At 67.0% G+C, this 19986-nt stretch carries 16 protein-coding genes; 8 read left to right on the top strand and 8 right to left on the bottom strand.

The annotated features are described in order from the left end of the window. Nucleotides 1-146 precede the first annotated feature (146 nt). The 5 genes from T8K17_RS21935 to T8K17_RS21915 form a co-directional block, all read right to left on the bottom strand. On the bottom strand, nucleotides 147-1109 hold the full coding sequence (locus T8K17_RS21935; RefSeq protein ID WP_322331865.1) for a branched-chain amino acid ABC transporter permease: 963 nt from the start codon (nucleotides 1107-1109) through the stop codon (nucleotides 147-149). Next, complete coding sequence (locus tag T8K17_RS21930; protein WP_322331864.1) at nucleotides 1106-1993, bottom strand: branched-chain amino acid ABC transporter permease; 888 nt, start codon at nucleotides 1991-1993, stop codon at nucleotides 1106-1108. The genes T8K17_RS21935 and T8K17_RS21930 overlap by 4 nt, the downstream gene beginning before the upstream one ends. Before the next feature lie 71 nt (nucleotides 1994-2064). Then, on the bottom strand, nucleotides 2065-3279 hold the full coding sequence (locus T8K17_RS21925) for an ABC transporter substrate-binding protein (RefSeq protein ID WP_322331863.1): 1215 nt from the start codon (nucleotides 3277-3279) through the stop codon (nucleotides 2065-2067). Between the two features lie 36 nt (nucleotides 3280-3315). Continuing rightward, complete coding sequence (locus T8K17_RS21920; protein WP_322331862.1) at nucleotides 3316-4029, bottom strand: ABC transporter ATP-binding protein; 714 nt, start codon at nucleotides 4027-4029, stop codon at nucleotides 3316-3318. A 2-nt stretch (nucleotides 4030-4031) separates the two neighbouring features. Beyond that, entirely contained in the window at nucleotides 4032-4763 is a 732-nt protein-coding gene (locus T8K17_RS21915; protein ID WP_322331861.1) for an ABC transporter ATP-binding protein, read from the bottom strand. 205 nt (nucleotides 4764-4968) lie between these two features. Here T8K17_RS21915 and T8K17_RS21910 point away from each other — a divergent pair, with 205 nt between their 5' ends. The 3 genes from T8K17_RS21910 to T8K17_RS21900 all read left to right on the top strand — a co-directional run bounded on the left by T8K17_RS21910 (nucleotide 4969) and on the right by T8K17_RS21900 (nucleotide 9487). After that, a complete protein-coding gene (locus T8K17_RS21910) occupies nucleotides 4969-5733 on the top strand; it encodes an IclR family transcriptional regulator (protein WP_322331860.1) in 765 nt (254 codons plus the stop codon). Nucleotides 5734-5879: 146 nt separating this feature from the next. Further along, nucleotides 5880-7916 (top strand): hydantoinase/oxoprolinase family protein, encoded by a 2037-nt coding sequence (locus T8K17_RS21905; RefSeq protein ID WP_322331859.1) that lies wholly within the window; start codon nucleotides 5880-5882, stop codon nucleotides 7914-7916. Then, the gene (locus tag T8K17_RS21900; RefSeq protein ID WP_322331858.1) at nucleotides 7913-9487 is read left to right on the top strand and encodes a hydantoinase B/oxoprolinase family protein; all 1575 of its coding nucleotides are present in this window, start codon (nucleotides 7913-7915) and stop codon (nucleotides 9485-9487) included. Before T8K17_RS21905 ends, T8K17_RS21900 begins: the two co-directional genes overlap by 4 nt. 131 nt (nucleotides 9488-9618) lie before the next feature. Here T8K17_RS21900 and T8K17_RS21895 read toward each other — a convergent pair whose 3' ends face one another. Continuing rightward, entirely contained in the window at nucleotides 9619-12258 is a 2640-nt protein-coding gene (locus T8K17_RS21895; RefSeq protein WP_322331857.1) for an HAD-IC family P-type ATPase, read from the bottom strand. A 197-nt stretch (nucleotides 12259-12455) separates the two neighbouring features. Here T8K17_RS21895 and T8K17_RS21890 point away from each other — a divergent pair, with 197 nt between their 5' ends. Then, a complete protein-coding gene (locus tag T8K17_RS21890) occupies nucleotides 12456-12950 on the top strand; it encodes a hemerythrin domain-containing protein (RefSeq protein WP_322331856.1) in 495 nt (164 codons plus the stop codon). Nucleotides 12951-13028: 78 nt separating this feature from the next. Here the strand turns inward: T8K17_RS21890 and T8K17_RS21885 are convergent, their stop codons facing one another. Both T8K17_RS21885 and T8K17_RS21880 read right to left on the bottom strand, forming a co-directional pair. Continuing rightward, nucleotides 13029-14447, bottom strand: coding sequence for an amidase (locus T8K17_RS21885; RefSeq protein ID WP_322331855.1), 1419 nt, complete (start codon nucleotides 14445-14447; stop codon nucleotides 13029-13031). Continuing rightward, on the bottom strand, nucleotides 14444-14662 hold the full coding sequence (locus T8K17_RS21880) for a hypothetical protein (RefSeq protein WP_322331854.1): 219 nt from the start codon (nucleotides 14660-14662) through the stop codon (nucleotides 14444-14446). Before T8K17_RS21880 ends, T8K17_RS21885 begins: the two co-directional genes overlap by 4 nt. A 601-nt stretch (nucleotides 14663-15263) precedes the next feature. On the opposite strand from T8K17_RS21880, the gene T8K17_RS21875 reads away from it, so the two are divergent. From T8K17_RS21875 to T8K17_RS21860, 4 genes are all read left to right on the top strand, one after another. Next, a complete protein-coding gene (locus T8K17_RS21875) occupies nucleotides 15264-16850 on the top strand; it encodes an ABC transporter substrate-binding protein (protein WP_322331853.1) in 1587 nt (528 codons plus the stop codon). A gap of 92 nt (nucleotides 16851-16942) precedes the next feature. Continuing rightward, nucleotides 16943-17899, top strand: coding sequence for an ABC transporter permease (locus T8K17_RS21870; RefSeq protein ID WP_322331852.1), 957 nt, complete (start codon nucleotides 16943-16945; stop codon nucleotides 17897-17899). A 19-nt stretch (nucleotides 17900-17918) separates the two neighbouring features. Continuing rightward, nucleotides 17919-18821, top strand: coding sequence for an ABC transporter permease (locus tag T8K17_RS21865; protein ID WP_322331851.1), 903 nt, complete (start codon nucleotides 17919-17921; stop codon nucleotides 18819-18821). Between the two features lie 11 nt (nucleotides 18822-18832). Beyond that, complete coding sequence (locus T8K17_RS21860; protein WP_322331850.1) at nucleotides 18833-19972, top strand: oligopeptide/dipeptide ABC transporter ATP-binding protein; 1140 nt, start codon at nucleotides 18833-18835, stop codon at nucleotides 19970-19972. Nucleotides 19973-19986: the final 14 nt, after the last annotated feature.

The raw sequence follows: 19986 nt of genomic DNA, 5'->3' as shown, positions 1-19986 counted from the left end.
CCGCGAAACGCTGCCATTGGCCGACCCGTATCCGGGTGACACGCCACCCGAATTCGGGACTATAGGGCTCAGGGGTTAAGCATTCGTATAGCCGAATGCATATTCGGATATTTGCGGCCCGGAGCCGTGGATCGCTCTCTGAATTTTTAGAGTTTCGTGAAGGGCGGCACCGTGGCGATCAGTCCGCGGCTGCGCAGCCGATCCTGCAGCAGCCCGAAGAAGCCGCGGCGGAAGAACTTCATCACCACGATCACCAGGACGGCGAACAGGAGCAGGTGGGCATGCGGGCTGATCTCGCGCAGGACTTCCTGGCCGAGCACCAGCAGCACCGCGCCGATCACCGGCCCGGCCAGGGTGCCCAGCCCGCCGACGATCGTGGCGGCCAGGATCAACCCCATTTCCGACAGCAGCAGCATCTGCGGCGCGATCACCTGCACGAAGAGATGGGCGAACAGGCCGCCCGCCAGGCCGGCGAGCAGGCTGGAGACGACGAAGGCGTTGGTCTTCCACTTCACGGTGTCGATGCCCATGGCCTGGGCGATGTCCTCGTCCTCGCGGATCGCCTTCAGGTACAGCCCGGCCTCGGAATTCACGAACTTATAAACCACCACAAGGCTGATCAGACCCATGGCCAGCATGATCAGATAGCCGAGCGCATGGTTCGGCTCGTCCAGCGGCAGCAGGTAGGGCATCTCCAGGCCGAGCGAGCCGCGGGTGAACTCGTGCTCGATCTGCAGCACCAGGCGCAGGATCTCCGAAAACCCGATGGTCATCAGCGCGAGATAAGGACCGCGCAGCCGCAGGCACATGCGCGCCAGAACCCAGCCGACGGCCGCTGCGACGATCCCGCCGCAGAGCACCCCGACGATAGGATGGACGCCCAGATGCAGGCACATCAGCCCCGAGGTATAGGCGCCGACCGCGGCGAAGGCCGCCTGGGCGAAGGACAGCACCCCGGCGAAGCCCAGCAGCAGGTTCCAGGACGAGGCCAGGATGATGAAATACAGCGCCGTCGCCCCCACCCGGATCAGGTAGCTGTCGAAGATCAGCGGCACCACCAGGGCGACGGCCAGGGCGAGCACGGCAACCAGCTTCTCGAAACGCGTCACGCCCGACGCTCCTTCTGTCCGAACAGGCCATAGGGTCGGATCAGCAGCACGCCGATCAGCACCAGGAACGAATAGACGTCCTTGTAGGCGAGCGAGATGAAGACCGAGCCGAGGCTCTCGACCAGGCCCAGGATCAACGCGGCGATCACCGCCCCCGGGATCGAGCCCATACCGCCCAGGACCAGGATGACGAAGGCCTTCACCACGGGGACGACGCCCACATCGGGATAGACCAGGAAGATCGGCGACAGCAGCGCGCCGGCCGCCCCCGCCAGCAGGCCGGCGATGGCGACGGCCATCATGTTCATGCCGATGGCGTTGATGCCGGTGACGGTGGCGCCGACCCGGCTCTGGGCGGTCGCCATCAGGGCGCGGCCGAGCCAGGTGCGGTACATCAGGAACAGGGTGGCGGCGATCAGGACGATGGCCATGCCGGCGGCGAACAGCCGGTCGCCGGACAGCCAAAGGTCGCCGATCACCGGTACGGATCCGGGCCAGAAGGAGTCCGGTGTGTATTCGTAGGCCCCGGCCGTCGCCAGCGCGCCGTTCTGCAGGAACAGCGACAGCCCGAAGGTCAGGATGATGGCGTATTCCTCCGGCCGCTCGATCCGCGTGGTGTAGATCGGGCGCAGCAGCACGCGCTCGGTCAGCACGCCGAAGGCGGCGACGCAGGCCATGCTCAGCGGCAGGCCGACCAGCGGATGCAGGCCGAAGGTCACGGTGAACAGGTAGAGGGCATAGCCCCCGAGCATCAGGAACTCGCCGTGCGCGAAGTTCACCACGCGCATGATGCCGAAGATGATCGTCAGACCGAGGGCGATCAGGCCGTAGATCAGGCCGAAGATCAGGCCGTTGACGATCTGGGACAGGACATAGACGTCCACGGGGCTCTCCCTAGAGGATGCGGCATGGCGGCACGAACCGCCATGCCGGCAAGTCGGTCAGGACAGGATCGTCACTTCACGATGTCGGCGGTCTTGAACGCCGTCGGATACAGCACCGACGCCTCGCCCGCGGCCTGATCGACCTCGGTGTACTGGAAGATGAATGTCGGCACGTCCTTCCACTGCTGGGTCCACACGCCCGGGCCGGTCTCGAACTTCACCGGGCCGCGGGAGCCGTCGAACTCCAGGGTCTTCAGCGCCTCGACGATCTTCGGCCCCTCTGTGGAGCCGGCCTTCTTCATGCCCTCCAGCAGCGCCTGCATGCTGTCGTAGCCCTGCAGCACCACGTAGTTCGGCTCGCGGTCGAACTCCTTCACGTAGCGGGCCTTGATGGTCTCGCCGAGCGGGGTCAGCTTGACGCTCGGGCTGAACGGGCAGGAGAGCAGGACGTTCTTGCCCGCTCCCTTCACCGCTTCCCAGAACACCTTGTCGTTCTGCGAGGTGCAGGTGGCGTCCAGGAACAGGGTGTCGGAGGACGGCGCGAAGCCGATCTCATGCGCCTGCTTCAGCACCAGGAAGCCGCCCGGCTGGGTCACCGCGGAGATGATCATCTCCGGCTTCACCTGGGTCTTGTACTTCAGCAGGACGGGGACGAAGTCCTTGCCGGTCTTCTCCACCACCTCGTAGGAGAAGTCGATATCGGCGCCGAGTTTCTTGATGGCGCCCTCGATGTTCTTGGCGATACCGACGCCGTAGTCGGAATCCTCGACGATGGCGGCGATCTTCTTCAGGCCGACCTCGGCCGCGAGCCCGACCATGTTCTCCGCCAGCTTGGAGGAGTAGACGCTGGTGCGGAACACCTCGGCATAGCCCGCCTCGGTCAGGTTGTCGGACCAGCAGGAGGCGATGACGAAGGGCTTGCCGTGCTGCTTGGCCACCTCGATCTCGGCCGAGCAGACGGAGGAGTGGTACTCGCCGGCGAGGCCGACGACGCCCTCGCTGGTGATCAGCTTTTCGGCGGCGGTCGCCCCCACCGGCGGCTTGCCCTGGGTGTCTTCCACGACCAGTTCGACCATCTTGCCGTCGAGGCCGCCGGCGGCGTTGAAGTCGTCCACGGCCCATTGCAGGCCGAGCACCAGTTCCTTGCCCTGCTGATAGGCGCCGGGCGAGGACAGCGGCGCCAGGCCGCCGACCTTGATCGTGTCGGCCGCGAGGGCCGGGCCGCCTGCGGCGAGTGCCGCGAGCAGCGGCAGGCCGGCGAGAAGTCTCGTCTTCGTCGTTCTCATGCTGAAGCCTCCTTCGTTGCGTCGACCACGCGCGTCTCAGATCTGCAGCCAGTCCTTGATCAGCGCGTGGAGGTCCCCTGCGAATGCGTCACGTGCCCCGTCGGCCTTGTTCCTGCCGAGTTCCAGGACGTACACGTGATCGCCGATGCGCACCGCCTCGCGGACGTTCTGGTCCACCAGCAGCACCGTCATGCCCTCGGCCTTCAGCCGTTCGAGCGTGTCGTAGACTTCCTTGGCGACGATGGGCGCCAGGCCGACCGTCGGCTCGTCGAACACCACCAGATTGGGTTCGATCATCAGCGCCCGGGCGACCTCCAGGATCTTCTGCTGGCCGCCGGACAGGTCGCCGCCCTTGACCGACTTGCGCTCGGCCAGGATCGGGAACTGGTCGTAGATCCTGCGCCGCATCTTGCCGATGCGCGCGCTGTCCCGCCGGAAGGTCCAGCCGCCCAGGTCGATGTTCTGCTCCACCGTCAGATGCGGGAAGACCGTGCGTTCCTGCGGCAGATAGGCGATGCCCAGCTCGGCCATCTTGTGCGCCGGCGTTCCGGTGAGGCGGGTGGCGTCGTAACGCACCTCGCCCTCTTTGGTCGGCAGCATGCCGCAGATCACGCGCACCAGGGTCGACTTGCCGGACCCGTTGGGACCGATGATGGAGGAGATCTGACCGCGCCGGACCTCCAGGCTGACCCCGTGGAGGATGTTCACCTCCTCCACGTATCCGGCGACGACGTTTTCGACGACCAGCATCGTCAGCCCCCCAGATAGGCTTCGATCACGAGCGGATTCTCGCGGATCTCGGCAGGCGTGCCGTCGGCGATGAGCTGGCCGTTGGCCAGCGCGATGATGCGCTGGGACAGGCTCATGATGGTCGGCAGATCATGGCTCACCATGATGATGGTCAGCCCGTCCTCGTGCAGGGTGCGGATGCGCTCCAGCATCACCTCGATCAGCGTCGGATGGACGCCGCCGAACGGCTCGTCCAGCAGCAGCAGGCGCGGGCGCAGCATCAGGGTGCGCGCGAATTGCAGGAGCATCCTCTGGCCGCCGGACATGGACCCGGCGACGGTGTCGCGGAACTGGTCGATGGTGAGGGAGGCGAGCAGCTCCTCGCCGCGATGGATCAGGTCCTCGCGGCTCTCGCCGTCCTGGCGCACGGCGAAGCCGGCGGCGAGCAGGTTCTCCATGCAGGTCATGTGCGGGAAGACGCGTGGCGCCTGGAACATCCGGCCGATGCCGGCGCGCGTCACCTCGTGCATCGACAGGCTGTCGATCCGGTTGCCCTCGAAGGCGATCGTGCCGGCGCTGAGCGGGTAGATCGAGCCGACGGCGTTGAGCAGGGTGGTCTTGCCGGACCCGTTCGGGCCGATCAGGCCGAGCAGTTCGCCGGCCGCCATGGAGAAGGTCACGGAGTCGAGGGCCTTGTTGCCGCCAAAGGCGAGCGAAGCGTCCTCCACCTCGAAGATCGGAGATGCGGCGGTCAAAAGACAACTCCCCCATGTTCCACGACGCGCGAAGGTGCCGTGGCTGTCTCCCGATCCTCCCTCCTGATTGCGCCATCCCTGGCAGGCGCTTATCCCGGATTGATTTCGCACATGCGAGGTGCGTTCGTTATTCCGGTTTCCGGAAACCGTAAGGCGGGTATGATCGGCCTGTCAATTGCACTTCCGAAGCGATGTGGAGGCCGTGATGACCGCCAAATCCGAGAAGCCGCTCGCCCGCTATGCCCGCATCCTGGAAACGGTGGCGGCGTCGGGCGAGGGGATGACCCTCAGCAACATCGCCCGCACGGCGGGGCTGCAGGTCGGCACGGCCCATCGGCTGGTAAACTCCCTGCGCGAGGTCGGGCTGCTGGATCAGGCCGAGGGCAGCCGTTCCTACCTGCTCGGCCCGCGGCTGCTGCGGATGCTCCATGTCGCCTCGGTGCCGAAGGCGGTGGTGGCGGTCGCGCGGCCGTTCCTGCGCGAGCTGGTGGCGGAGTTCGGGGAGACCGTGTTCATCGCCCGGCTGGCCGGCTCGGTGGTCGAGACGGTGACCCTGGAGCAGCCCTTGGGCGACTTCCGGTCCTATATCCATCCGGGCCGGGAATGGCCGATGCATGCCACGGCGACGGGCAAGGTCATCCTCGCCAACCAGGATTCCGATTTCATCGACCGGATCCTGGCGGAGCCGCGGGTGCGCTTCACCGAGAACACCTGCGTCGAGGAGGTGGTCCTGCGCGCCCAGTTGGACGAGGTCCGGCGCACCGGCTTCGCGGTCTGCGACAACGAGATGGACGTGGGCGCACTCAGCTACGCCTGCCCGCTGAAGCTGGACGGCCGCCATGTGTTCTTCGCGCTGGGCATCGTCGGCTTTGCCGAGCGCATGCGGCGGGTTCCCGCTGAGCAGGTGTGCCAGGCCCTGGCCCGCTCCGCCGAGGCGATGACCGAGCGGTCGCTGCGGATGGCGGCGTGACCCGGGGATCCGATGCAGAGCGCCAGTTGACCGCCGCCGATTTCCGAATTTAGAGTTTTGCGGTGCAAAAATTTCCGAAAATCGGAAATTCGAGGCCCGTGCCGATCCGGTCGGCGTGCCGACTGGTGTGAGGTGGGGTGAGGGCGATGGATGCGGTCTGGCGTGTAGGCATCGATATCGGCGGCACCTTCACGGACGTGGTGGCGACCGACCGGAGCGGTGGAAACGTCCGCTCCGCCAAGGTGCCGAGCGTGCCGGGCGACCCGGTCTCCGGCCTGATCTCGGCCCTGGCGGCGGTCGATCTGACCTGGGACGCGGTGGCCGAGCTGGTTCATGGCACGACCATGGTGACCAACGACATCGTGGAATCCCGGTTTTCGAAAACCGCGCTGGTCGCGACCGAAGGCTTCACCGACACGCTCGATATCGGCCGGATGTCGCGCGACAACCTCTACCGGCTCGACCTGCTGCCCAAGGCACCGGCCCTGGTGCCGGACGGGCTGCGCTTTTCGGTGGCCGAGCGGATGCTGCATGACGGCAGCGTCGATCTGGCGCTGACCGAGACGGAGGCCGACCGTGTGGCCGAGGCGGTGGCGGCGAGCGGCGCGGAGGCCGTCGCGGTCTGCCTGCTGCACGCCTACCGCAACCCGGCGCACGAGATCCTGCTGGGCGAGCGGCTGCGCCGGGTCGTGCCGCGGGTGGCACTGTCCCACCGGATCAGCCCGGAGCAGCGCGAATATGAGCGCATGAACACCACGGTGCTGAGTGCCGCGGTCATGCGCCGGGTGCAGGACTATCTGGGCCGGATCGGCGAGCGGCGGCCGGCGGGGTCGCGCTTCCATTTCTTCCATTCCGCCGGCGGCATGGCGGCAATCGACGCGGTGGCCGATCACCCGCTGATGCTGGCCATGTCGGGGCCGGCCGCCGGGGTCGCCGCCTCGGCCCGCATCGCCGCCGAAATCCGCGACGAACTCGGCACCGACCAGGCGCTGACCTTCGACATGGGCGGCACCACGACCGACGTCTGTCTGGTCGCGGACGGGGCCGCCCAGGTGCGCTCCGACCACCGGCTCGGCCGCTACCGCATCCGCCTGCCGATCCTGGCGGTGGAGTCGATCGGGGCCGGCGGCGGCTCCATCGCCCGGCTCGACAGCGGCGCCGTGCTAGTCGGCCCGCAGAGTGCCGGGGCCGATCCGGGGCCGGCCTGCTACGGACGCGGCGGCACACAGGCGACGGTGAGCGATGCCGACCTGATCCTCGGCTATCTGGAGCCCGGCCGCCGCCTGGGCAACGCCCTGACCCTCGATCTCGCCAAGGCCGAAGCCGTCGTGCGCCCCATCGCCGAGAGTGCCGGCGTGTCGGTGGAGGAAGCGGCCCTCGGCATCGCCCGGGTCACCCACGCCAACATGGTCCGCGCCCTGCGCCGCATCACGGTGGAGCGCGGCGTCGACGGTCGCACCTGTCCGCTGATCGCCTTCGGTGGGGCCGGGCCGATGCATGCGGTGGAGGTCGCCCGCGCCTATGGCATCCGCCGGGTGGTGGTGCCCGCCCTGTCCAGCGGCTTCTCCGCGCTCGGCTGCGTGGCGGCGCGGATGCGCTACGGACGGCAGCAGACCGTCGGCATGGCCAGTGAGATCTGGGACGCGGCGGCCGCCTGTGCCGCCCGCGACGCGCTCATCGACGAACTTTCCGCCGACCTGCGCAGCGCCGAGGGTGCGGAGGCCACCGCGCTGAGCGTGGAGGTCATCGCCTCCCTGCGCTACCGCGGCCAGAGTGACTCCCTGGAGATCGCCGATCCGACCCTGGACGACGTGGAAGCCTTGGGGGCCGCCTTCCGTGCTCGGCACGACGCGCTTTACGGTTTCAGCACCGACGAGCCCTGGGAACTGGCGGCCCTTCGGGTCGCCGTGTCCGGCCCGGAGCAGCCCAGCGTGACCCCGACCGTGGAGCGGCGCGCGGCGGCAGAGGGGCGGCGGCGCTGCGTCTTCGAGGAGGGCGGGGCGATGGATGTGGTCTGTCTCAACCGTGATGCGCTGGCGCCGGGCGACTGGCGCCAGGGGCCGGCGATCGTCGAGGACGACTGGTCGACCATCGTGGTGCCGCCGCGCGAACGCTACCGGGTCGACGGCTACGGCCATATCCATATCGAGGTGGCGCAAGTGGAAGGGGTCGGCGAGGCATGAGCATCGATCCGTTCACCCTGGAGGTCATCCGCAACGGCCTCTCCGCCATCGCCGAGGAAATGTCTCTGGTGGTGATGCGCTCCGCCCGCTCGCCCCTGCTGCGCGAGGCGGGGGACCTGTCCTCCGCGCTCACCGACCGGGACGGGCTGCTGATCGCCCAGGGGCAGGACATTCCCATGCATATGGGGGTCATGAGCTTCACGGTTCAGGAGTTCCTGAAGATCGTGCCGCGCGACCGGCTGAAGCCGGGCGATGTCTGGCTGCTCAACCTGCCCCAGGTCGGCGGCAACCACTTGCCCGACGTGAAGGCGATCCGCCCGGTGTTTTCCGGCGACCGTATCGTCGCCTTCGCCGTCAGCCTCGCCCATTGGGCCGATGTCGGCGGCGCCGCGCCGGGCAGCTACTACGCCGCCGCCTATGACGCCTGGCAGGAGGGGCTGCGCATTCCGCCGCTGCGGATCGTCACGGCCGAGGGGCCGGACGAGGAGAAGCTCGCCATGGTGCTCGCCAATGTGCGCGGGCCGGAGGAACGGCGCGGCGATATCCTGGCTCAGGTCGCGGCCACGCGGGCTGCCGACCGGCGCTTCGCCGAGATGTTCGCCCGCTATGGTGCCGACGAGGTGGAGCGCGCCTTCGCCGCCCTGCACGACCGGGCCGAACGGCAGATGCGCGCTGCCATCGCCGCCCTGCCGGACGGCGTCTATGACGGTGAGGACTTCATGGACGACGACGGCCATGGCGGGGCGCCGACGGCCGTGCGGGTCACGATGACGATCAGGGGCGAGGAGGCGGTGCTCGACTTCTCCGCCTCCGACGACGCGGTGCCGGGTCCGATCAACACCACCCGCTTCATCACCGCCGCCTCGGTCTACTACGTCATGAAGGCGGTCTGCGGGCCGGAGATCCAGCCGAGTGCGGGCTGCTACCGGCCGCTGACGATCGTCACCCGCCCGGGCTCGATCCTGGACGCGCCGGCGGACAAACCGGTGGTCGGCGGCAACCACGAGACCGCCCAGCGGGTGGCCGATGCCGTCTTCCTGGCCTTCGCGAAATTCGCGCCGGAGAAGCTGTCAGCCGGTGGGCCGACCACGGCCGGGCTGCTGATTTTCGGCGGCCATCGCGAGGACGGCACCTGGACGACCTTCTACGAGGTGCATGGCGGCGGCGAGGGCGCGCGGGCCGACCGCGACGGCATGCCGGCGATCCGCGCCCACATGGCCAATGTCATGGGCACGCCTGCCGAGGTGGTCGAGGCCGAGTACCCGATCCGGGTGGAACGCCAGGAGATCCTGCGCGGCACCGGCGGCAAGGGCCGGCATACCGGCGGCGACGGGCTGCGGCGGGTCTACCGCGCCCGGGTCGACGGGCTGACCCTGACCACCATGTGCGAGCGGATGGTGGTCCCGCCCTACGGCCTGGAAGGCGGGGAGGCGGGTGCACCGTACCGTCTGACCCTGGTGCGGGCCGACGGCATCGAGACCGCACTTCCCGGCAAGACCAACCTGCGCATCGCCAAGGGCGACCGGGTGATCGCGGACTCGTCCGGCGGCGGCGGGTACGGGAAAATTTAAAATCACCCGACTTCCTGGACATCCCCGCAGGGGGTGATCCAGGACCGTGTTTCTGGCGCCCGGTTCAGGGTCCTGGATCGCCCCCTGCGGGGTCGCCCAGGAAGTCGGTAAAGGAAGACGGGGATGCGGCGCTACCGCCGTCGGTGCCAGGCCTTGTGGGCTTCCTCCAGGGCCAGCAGCACCAGGGCGACCGCCAGCATCGAGGCCCATTCGTGCCAGCCGATCGGCTGGATCGCCAGTACGTCGCTCAGCCCCGGCACGTACATCGAGCCGATATGGACGAGTTGGGCGATCGGCACCGCCAGGACCAGGAACGGGTTGGTCAGCAAGGGGATGCGGAAAATCGAGCGGGTTTCCGACCGGCTGCACAGGGCGTGGATATTGCCGAACAGCACCATCAGCATCAGCGTCAGGTTGCGCGCCATATCGAGGTCGTAGCCCATCGCCAGCAGGGCGTCGAACATGCCATAGGCCAGTAGGCCCATCGCCCCGCCGATGATCAGCACATGCTCGACGATGCGCCGCTCGAAGATCGGTTCGCCCGGGCGGCGGGGGCGTTTCGACAGCTCGCCCCCTTCCTTCGGCTCGAAAGCCAGGGCGACGTCCTGCAGACCGTTGGCCACGAGGTTCAGCCAGAGAAGCTGGACCGCGGTCAGCGGCATGGGCAGGCCGGTCAGCACACAGAGGAAGAACAGCAGCAGGGCGGAGAAGCCGGTGGCGATCAGCAGGCCGACCACCTTGCGGATGTTGTTGTAGACCACCCGGCCCTGTTCGACGCCGTCGACGATGGAGGAGAACCGGTCGTCGGTGATAATCAGATCGGCGGCCTCCTTGGCGACGTCGGTGCCGCGTTTGCCCATGGCGATGCCGACATTGGCCCGGTGCATGGCCGGCGCATCGTTCACCCCGTCGCCGGTCACCGCCACGAAATGCCCGGCCCGCATCAGGGATTCGACGATCTGCTGCTTCTGCAGCGGTTCGATCCGGGCAAAGACCCGGGCGTCGCGCACCAGGGCGTCGATATGATCCAAGCCTCTGGCCTCGGCCGCTTTCAGGTCGCTGCCGGTGACCACAGGGTCGTCCGGTCCGGCAATGTCCAGGTCGCGGGCGATGGCATGGGCGGTGGCCGGGTGGTCGCCGGTGATCATCGCCACCTCGATGCCGCCGGCCCGGCAGCGGTCCACCGCCTCACGGGCCTCCGGGCGGATCGGATCGATCATCGCCACCATGCCCAGCAGGGTCATCTCCTCCATCGCCCGCAACGCCGGGCCGCGCTCCGGCAGCTCGCGATGGGCCAGCGCGATCACGCGGTAGCCGTCGCGGGCCAGAGCCTCGAACTGGGCCGTGACGGCGGCATGGTCGATCGGAACCCGGCCGTCGGCGGTCTGCATATGCGTGGACATCGCCAGCAGCTTTTCGGGGCTGCCCTTCACATGCAGGAAATGTCGTTCCGACCAGCGGGTCAGACTGCCGGAGAACGCCCGTTCAGACTCGTAGGGCACCAGCTCCAGGCGGCTCTGCTCGGCATGCAGGCCGCTGATCGACAGGCCGAGCTTCTTGGCCAGCACCAGGAACGCCACGTCGACGATGTCGCCGTCGTAATCCCAGGTCTCGCGGCCGGCATAGTCCAGGTGGCTCTCGTTCGCCAGGGTACCGGTGGTGCACAGCGCCTGCAGTCGGTTCAAATGCGGGGCCATCGGCACGCAGGCCCCGCTGCCGGTGTCGTGCTCCTCGACCGTGCCGGGACCGATGCCGGCGCCGGTGACGGCGAAGCTGATCCCGTCGGGCAGCACGATCCGGCTGACCGTCATCTCGTTGACGGTCAGGGTGCCGGTCTTGTCCGAACAGATGAAGGTGCAGGAACCCAGTGCCTCAACGGCGATCAGCTTGCGGATGATGACGTTGTGCTTGGCCATGCGGTCCATGCCGATGGCGAGCGCGACGGTCAGGGCGGCGGGCAGGCCCTCGGGGATGGCCGAGACGGCGAGACCGATCGCCATCAGCGCCATTTCCGAGGTGCTGTAGCCGCCGACCGCCAGCATCAGGGCGATCAGGGCGGCGATGGCGACCGCGATGCCGGCGGCGACCTGATAGGTGAAGCGGCGCACCCGGATCATCAGCGGCGGCTCGGACACCCGCCGGGCGGAGACTTCCCCGGCGATGGAGCCGAGCTCGGTGGCGAGGCCGGTGGCGATGACCTCGCCCTCCGCCCGGCCATGGGTGATGACGGTGCCGGCGAAACAGGTGTCCCGTCGTTCGGCAAGCGGCGCGTCGCTGCGGACGCTGACCTCGGCGCTCTTGGCGACGGTAACGGACTCGCCGGTCAGCATGGACTCGTCCACCGCCAGGCCCTGGGCGTCGCACAGCCGCACGTCGGACGGCACCTTGTCGCCGGAGCTGAGCAGCAACCGGTCGCCCGGCACCACCTGCTCGCTGTCGATCATGCAGGGTCGGCCGTCGCGGATGACCCGGGCCGACCCGCGCACCATCCGGCGCAGGGCCGAGGCGGATTTCTGGGCGGCGTGCTCCTGCACCGTCCCGATCGCCGCGTTGATCAGGAGGACCGCCACGATGAAGGCGCCGCTCGGGATCTGGCCGATGGCGAAGGATACGACCGCCGCGATCATCAGGATGTAGATGAAGGGGCTGAGGAACTGGCGGCCGAACAGCGCGGCGAGGCTCGGCGCCTTCGGCTCCGGCAGCCGGTTCGGGCCGTAGTGTTGCAGGCGGATCGCCGCCTCTTCCTGGGTGAGACCGCTCGGGAACGTCATGGGCCGTATCCGCCTGTGCCAACTGCCCGCCGGTATGAAGCATCCGATGTTGCACTGCAATGCGACCGCTCGCCCCTGGGGCGTGGCGGTTTGGAACCGTTCGAGTTCTGCGTCGTTTCTCTCTTCAGATCAGCATCATAACGAGCGACCCGCCGGTCGGCGGGCAATGCCGCTCATCACCATGTCAGGAGAGTGAAATGGCGACGAACACCATGGAGCGCCAATCCGCCAGCGGGAAGAAGTCGGACACCATCGTTGACGTGATCGCCGCCGAACATAACCGGCTGCGCTCGCTGTTCGACCGCCTGCACGCCGAGAAGGACGGCGACAAGAAGGCCCGCAACGATCTGTGGGCGAAGGCCAAGAAGGAGCTCCTCGCCCATCACGAGGCCGAGGAGGAGAGCCTGTTCAACGCCCTCGTCCAGACCTCCAAGGACGCCCGTCACGAGAGCCTGCACGCCATCTCCGAGCATGGCGAGCACAAGAAGGTGATGGAGCAGATGGAAGAGATGTCCCCGGACGACGAGGACTGGGACGACAAGTTCGAGGAGCTGCGCCACGACGTCTTCCACCATCTGGAGGAAGAGGAAGAGGACGTGCTGCCGCTGGTCGGGGACGTCATGTCCGACGAGAAGGCGCGCGAACTCGGCGCCAAGTACCGGAAGATCCACAAGGAAGAAATGGGCGACTGAGTCCTCTTCCCTGGGCAATGAGAACGACCGGCCGCGCTTCCGAGAGGGGGCGCGGCCGGTTGTCGTTCGGCCGGACGGTCAGGCGGCTTCCACCAGGGCCGGCTCCGGCCATTTCAGGTGCCACTGGGTGGCCGCCTCGTAGGCCTGGCCGACCCGGAACACGGTCGCCTCGTCGTAGTAGCCGCCGATGATCTGCATCGACAGGGGCAGGCCGCTGTCGCTGAAGCCGATGGGGATCGACATGGCCGGGTTGCCGGTCACGTTGAACGGCATGGTCTGCATCGGCCAGGCCAGCGGGAAGCCCTTCTGGGGGGCGTCGATCCGCGGGGCCGGGGTCATGGACGAGGGGGCGAGCAGCACGTCGTACTGCTTCAGGAACATGCTGTTCACCTCCTGGCTCAGTTCCCGACGCAGGCGCTGGGCTTGGACCAGATCGGCGGCCGAGATATAGGCGCCGAGCATGATCCGCTCCATGGTGAGCTGGCCGAAATCGAGCGGGCGGGTCTTCAGATCCTCCTCGTGGATCGCGTAGGCCTCGGCCAGCAGGATCACCCGTCCGCAGGAATTGTACTGGGTGAAGGGTGAGGCGCCCTGGACGTCCTCGACCTCGGCGCCGAGGCTGCGCAGGGTTTCGCAGGCGGTGTCGATCGCCGCGCTGCATTCCGGCGCCATGCCCTCTGCATCCGCATAGAACGAGCGCAGCAGGCCGATCTTCATACCCTTCACGCCGGCATTGAGGGACGCCCGGAAATCCGGGATCGGGACGTCGGCGCTGGCCGGGTCGATGGCGTCGTAGCCCGCGACCGCCTGCAGGGTGATGGCCGCGTCCTCCACCGTCTTCGACAGCGGTCCGCAATGATCCATGGTGTAGGACAGCGGGAACACGCCGCGCCGGCTCACCAGGCCATAGGTCGGCTTGATGCCGATGACGCCGCAATAGGCCGCCGGCCCGCGGATCGAGCCGCCGGTGTCGGAGCCCATGGCCGTGCGCATCATGCCCATGGCCACCGCGGCACCCGAGCCGCTGGACGATCCGCCCGGGCCGTGGTCGCGGTTCCAGGGATTGCGTGCAGGCGGGAAGGGCAGGTCGAAGGAGGGGCCGCCGAAGGCGAACTCGTGGGTCGACAGCTTGCCAAGCAGCACGCCGCCGGCCTTCACCAGCTTCTCGGCGCAGACGCTGTCGGTCGCCGGGATCACGTCCTCGCGCAGCTTGGAATGGCAGGTCGTGCGGATCCCGGCGGTGTCGTAGATGTCCTTCAGCCCATAGGGGATGCCGTGCATCGGGCCGCGGTCGGTCCCCTCGGCCAGTTCCTTGTCGGCCTTGGCGGCATCCTGCATGGCCCGATCACCGGTCACCGTGATGAAGGCGTTCAGGGCCGGATCGAGATCGGCGATGCGCGTGAGGCAATGTTCGGTGATCTTGGCGGAGGTCAGCGACCCGTCGCGCAGCTTCGCACCCAGTTCGGCGATGGACAGGCTTTCCAGCGGTTCGGTCATGGCGCGGCACTCCGGGTAATGGTGGTGGGAACGAAGATGCCGGCGGGCTCGGCCGCGGCGGTGCGCGGCCGGCGCAGGTCGGCGACCATCGCCTGCAGGCCGACGAAGCCTTCGTAGATCGTCTCCACCCGCTCGGACGGCAGGGTGAGACCGTTGAGGGCGGTCATGGCCTCGAAGGCCTGGCGCATGGACGCGGTTCGATCGTCGCTGGACATCGCGGAACCCCTGGCAAATGGCTGGCTTGCGCGCAGGCGAAACCGGGCGCGCCTCCTTATTGTATCCAAAAAATCGGTATCTCCGTCCAGTCATTTTGCAGTGCACAAATTAGCGGCGAACACCGATTCCAGACTCGCAATGATTTCAGCTTCATATGAAATACGGATCGATCCTGGCTTTCCGGAAATCGAGAGCGTGAGCATCAATTGCGCAATCAATGGATTCTAACTGTGCACAATAGTGCAATGCAGCATGTGGTTTGATGGCCGGCGATGCTGATCTTGACGGCGCGTCCGGCTCCTCATCATCTCGTCCATAAGGGAGAACTTCGGGACATAGGATTGAATTTCTTCGGTTTTATCTATCGTCTTCATATCCAGTTCGGCCGCCTCGATAAAAATTGGATACAATTTGGCGAATTTCGGCATGCCGATTGCAAAACCCTGAAGCCATGTCGCGGGTCGATCGTGTGTTCCGGCTCCCGGGGAGCGGGCAGGCGGGACGGCGCCGAAGAAAGGCCGGAGGCCACCTTCACGGGCGGTCGAACCGGTCTCGGGGCGGTGCGAATGGCGCGGCGGGTACACGCAAGGAGGCTTCACAATGCGTAACATCAAGACACTGGCATCGGCGCTCGCCGTGTCTGCCGGGCTGGCCCTTTCGGCGCTTCCCGCGTCGGCGGAGTCCGTGCTTCGCGTCGCCATGACGGCAGGCGACATTCCGATCACCATCGGCCAGCCCGACCAGGGGTTCGAGGGCTACCGTTTCGTCGGCTACAACCTCTATGACACGCTGACGCTGTGGGACCTGTCCCAGGGCGAGACCGCGGCCGATATCAAGCCGGGTCTGGCGACCTCGTGGGACATCGATCCCAACGACCACACCCGCTGGATCGTCAAGCTGCGCGAAGGCGTGAAGTGGCATGACGGCTGCGATTTCGTCGCCGAGGACGTGGCCTGGAACTTCGCCCGCGTCTCCGACGACAAGGCGCCGCAGTTCAACGCCAAGCAGTTCGCCGACATCCGCAACCGAACCGGCATCATCGACAAGGTCGAGGTGATCGACGACCACACGGTCGCCTTCATCACCAAGCAGCCGGATGCGCTGTTCCCCTACCAGCTTTCCTACTGGTTCATGATCAGCCGCTGCAAGCTCACCGAGCTCGGCAACGACTACGAGAAGTATTCGGTCGATCCGTCGGGTACCGGCCCGTACAAGTTCTCGAGCATGGTGGCGCAGGAGCGCCTGGAGCTGGTCAAGAATCCCGACTACTGGGACCCGAACCGCATCCCGAAGCATGACCGTCTGGTCCTGATCCCGATGCCGGAGGCGACCACCCGAGCCGCCGCCCTGCTGTCGGGCCAGGTCGACTTCATCGAGGCGCCCTCGCCGGACACCATTCCGCGTCTGGAATCCGCCGGCATGAACATCGTCACGGCGCCGTATCCGCACAACTGGTCGTACCAGCTCAACTTCGTCGATGGCGCCTTCAAGGACGTGAAGGTTCGGCGGGCCGCCAACTACGCGCTGAACCGGCCTGAGTTCAAGGAACTGCTCGGCGGCTACATGATCGAGGGCTACGGCATCGTGCCGCCGTCGACCCCGTACTACGGCAAGCCCGAATACGTCTACGAGTACGACCCGGAGAAGGCGACCGCGCTGCTCAAGGAAGCCGGCTGCTACCCGTGCAAGATCACCCTGGCGATCTCCACCTCGGGTTCCGGTCAGATGCAGCCGTTGCCGATGAACGAACTGGTGAAGAGCCAGCTCGACGCGGTCGGCTTCGACACCACCCTGGACGTCATGGACTGGAACGCGCTGCTCGATGTCGGCCGTCCGGGTCGTGAGAAGAACCCGCAGATCGACGGCATCAACATCAGCCGTGCCCTGCAGGATCCGTTCAGCGCCCTGATCCGCCACGTCTACAGCAAGCAGCATGCGCCGAAGGGCTCGAACTGGGGGCACTATACCAACCCCGAGGTCGATACCGTGATCGACGAGATCTACGCCTCCTTCGATCCGAAGACGCGGATGGAGAAACTGACCAAGCTGCACGAGTTGATGGTGGACGACGCGACGATGCTGATGGTCGCCCATGACGTCAACCCGCGCGCCATCGCCCCGAACGTGAAGGGTTTTGTCCAGGCCCAGAGCTGGTTCCAGGACCTCACCCCGATCGTGGTCGAGTAAGCCCCGACCAAGTCCGGTCCGGCCGGCCCGCCCACCCGGGGCCGGCCGGACCTCCCTCGCCAGAGGCATCTCCGAGCTGAAGGGACCCCCAGATGACCGCCTATATTCTGCGCCGCCTGCTTTACGCGATCCCCATTGCGCTCGGTGTCAGCATCGTCTGCTTCGCGCTGGTCTACATCGCGCCGGGCGATCCCCTGAACACCCTGCTTCCCGAGGACGCCAGCGCCGAGACCATCGCCATGGTCAAGAAGGCCTACGGCTTCGACAAGCCGATCCCCGTCCAATACGCGATTTGGCTGGGCAAGGTCCTGACCGGCGATCTAGGCAACTCCATCGCCACCGGCCGGGCGGTCACCGACGAGTTGTTCAAGGCTCTCGGCAACACCATCCTGCTCGCCGCCGGCGCGGTGATCGTCGCCTTCAGCCTGGCCTTCGTCATGGGTCTTGTGGCCGGCTATCACGCCGGCGGTCCGGTCGATCGCGGCGTCACCGGCATCGCCGTGATCGGCGTCAGCATTCCCAACTACTGGCTCGGCATCGTGCTGGTGATCATCTTCGCCGTCGAGCTGAACGTGCTGCCGGCGACCGGGATGGGGCCGCGCGGCTCCGACGACTTCAATTTCTGGGAATGGAACCACTTCCGCCATCTGCTGATGCCGATGGTCACCCTGTCGATGATCCCGATCGGCATCATCACCCGCACGACCCGGGCGGCGGTCGCCGAGATCCTGAACCAGGACTTCGTGGAGACCCTGCGGGCCAAGGGGCTGAACGAGCGCGAGATCCTTTTCCACGTCATCAAGAACTGCATGCCCCAGGTGCTTGCCGTCATGGGTCTGCAGTTCGGCTACCTGATGGGCGGGTCGATCCTGGTCGAGACGATCTTCACCTGGCCCGGCACCGGGTTCCTGCTGAACAAGGCGATCCTGACCCGCGACCTGCCGGTGCTGCAGGGCACGATCCTGGTGCTCGCCATGATCTTCGTCGCCACGAACCTGGTCATCGATCTGCTGCAGACGATGGTCGACCCGCGCCTGAAGCGCAGCTGAGCGGAAGGAGGGAAGAGCCATGGCCAACATCACCATGTCCGAAGCCGATGCCGTCGCCGCCCAGGGGGCGCCGGCGGTCCGGGTGCGCAGCTACTGGCAGAATGTCGGATACCGGCTGCGCTACGACTATCTGACCCTGTTCTTCGGGGCGGTCGTCCTGCTGATCCTTCTATCGGCGATCTTCGCGCCGCTGCTGGCGCCGATGGATCCCTACCAGAGCAGCCTGATCAACCGTCTGAAGCCGATCGGCTACAAGGACTTCATCCTGGGCACCGACGAGTTGGGGCGCGATATCCTCTCGCGCCTGCTCTATGGCGGGCGGATCTCGCTCACCATGGGCATCGTTCCGGTGCTGCTGGCGACCCTGATCGGCGGCACGCTCGGCATCGTCGCCGGCTTCGTCGGCGGGCGGACCAACATGATGATCATGCGCATGGTGGACGTGTTCTATGCCTTCCCGTCGATCCTGCTCGCGGTCGCCATTTCCGGCGCGATGGGCGGCGGCGTCGTCAACGGCATGCTGTCCCTGACCCTGGTCTTCATCCCGCCGCTGTGCCGGGTGGCGGAGACGGCCACCTCCCAGGTCCGCAACCTCGATTTCGTCGAGGCGGCGCGGGCCACAGGGGCGGGCACCCTCAGCATCATCCGCGTCCATATCCTGGGCAACGTGCTGGGGCCGATCCTGGTCTACTCCTCCAGCATGGTGAGCGTGAGCATCCTGCTCGCTTCGGGCCTGTCCTTCCTCGGTCTCGGCGTCACCCCGCCGGAGCCGGACTGGGGCCTCATGCTGAACACCCTGCGCCAGGCGATCTACATCAACCCGCTGGTCTGCGCGATCCCGGGCGTGGCGATCCTGATCACCTCCATCTGCTTCAACCTGGTCAGCGACGGACTGCGCGCGGCCATGGATGTCCGACTGTAGGGAGCAAGCCGATGACCATGACGGACGAGACCCGAAAGGCGCCGGCGCTGAGCCCGGTCGACCGCAAGGACGCCCGCGACCGCGGCGGCGAACGTCAGCCGATGCTGATCGCCCGGGAGCTGAAGAAGCACTTTCCCATTACCGGCGGCGTATTGAACCGCACCGTCGGCCATGTCCGAGCGGTGGACGGGGTGAGCTTCACGGTGATGAAGGGCGAGACCCTGGGCGTGGTCGGCGAGTCCGGTTGCGGCAAGTCGACCCTCGCCCGGCTGCTGATGCACCTGATCGAGCCGGACAGCGGCGAGCTGATCTTCGACGGCGACGCGGTCGGGGAGAAGGACGGGCTGCTGGTGCGCGACATGCGCCGGCTGATGCAGATGGTGTTCCAGGACAGTTACTCGTCGCTGAACCCCCGCATGCCCATCGAGGACTCGATCTCCTACGGCAAGAGGGTGCACGGGGCGAGCGAGGCGGAAGCCAAGGAGGCGGCGCGCGAACTGCTGACCAAGGTGGGGCTGGATCCGAACCTGTTCGGTCCGCGCTATCCGCACGAGCTGTCCGGCGGCCAGAAGCAGCGGGTGAACATCGCCCGCGCCCTGGTGCTGGAGCCCCGCGTGGTGATCCTGGACGAGGCGGTCTCCGCCCTCGACAAGTCGGTGGAAGCCCAGGTGCTGAACCTGCTGCGCTATCTCAAGCAGCATTTCAACCTGACCTACGTCTTCATCTCCCACGACCTGAACGTCGTCCAGTATGTCAGCGACCGGGTCCTGGTGATGTATCTGGGCGAGGTGGTCGAGATCGGTCCGGTGGACGAGATCTACGAGAACCCCAAGCATCCCTACACCCAGGCCCTGCTGGCCTCGCGGCTGTCCATGGATCCGGAGGACCGGATCGAGGAGCCGCCGCTGGTCGGCGATCCGCCGAACCCGATCAACCCGCCCTCGGGCTGCCGCTTCCGCACCCGCTGCAAGCACGCGGAGAAGATCTGCGAGATCGAGCGGCCGATCCTGGGCGAATGGTTGTCGGCGGAGGCCCATGTCACGGCCTGCCACATGTTCGTGCCGAATTCCGGCCACTCCGCCGCCGCCGCCGGCGTGCCGGTTCCGCCGACCCCGAAACCGTCTCTCACCGCCATGGCCGGCGGCGATTGAGCAGGAGGACAGCG

Origin of the sequence: Thalassobaculum sp. OXR-137, from assembly GCF_034377285.1 — a bacterium.
Taxonomy (GTDB): domain Bacteria; phylum Pseudomonadota; class Alphaproteobacteria; order Thalassobaculales; family Thalassobaculaceae; genus Thalassobaculum.
Note: the sequence above shows the minus strand (reverse complement) of the source record. Positions and strands in the feature narration are given on the sequence as shown.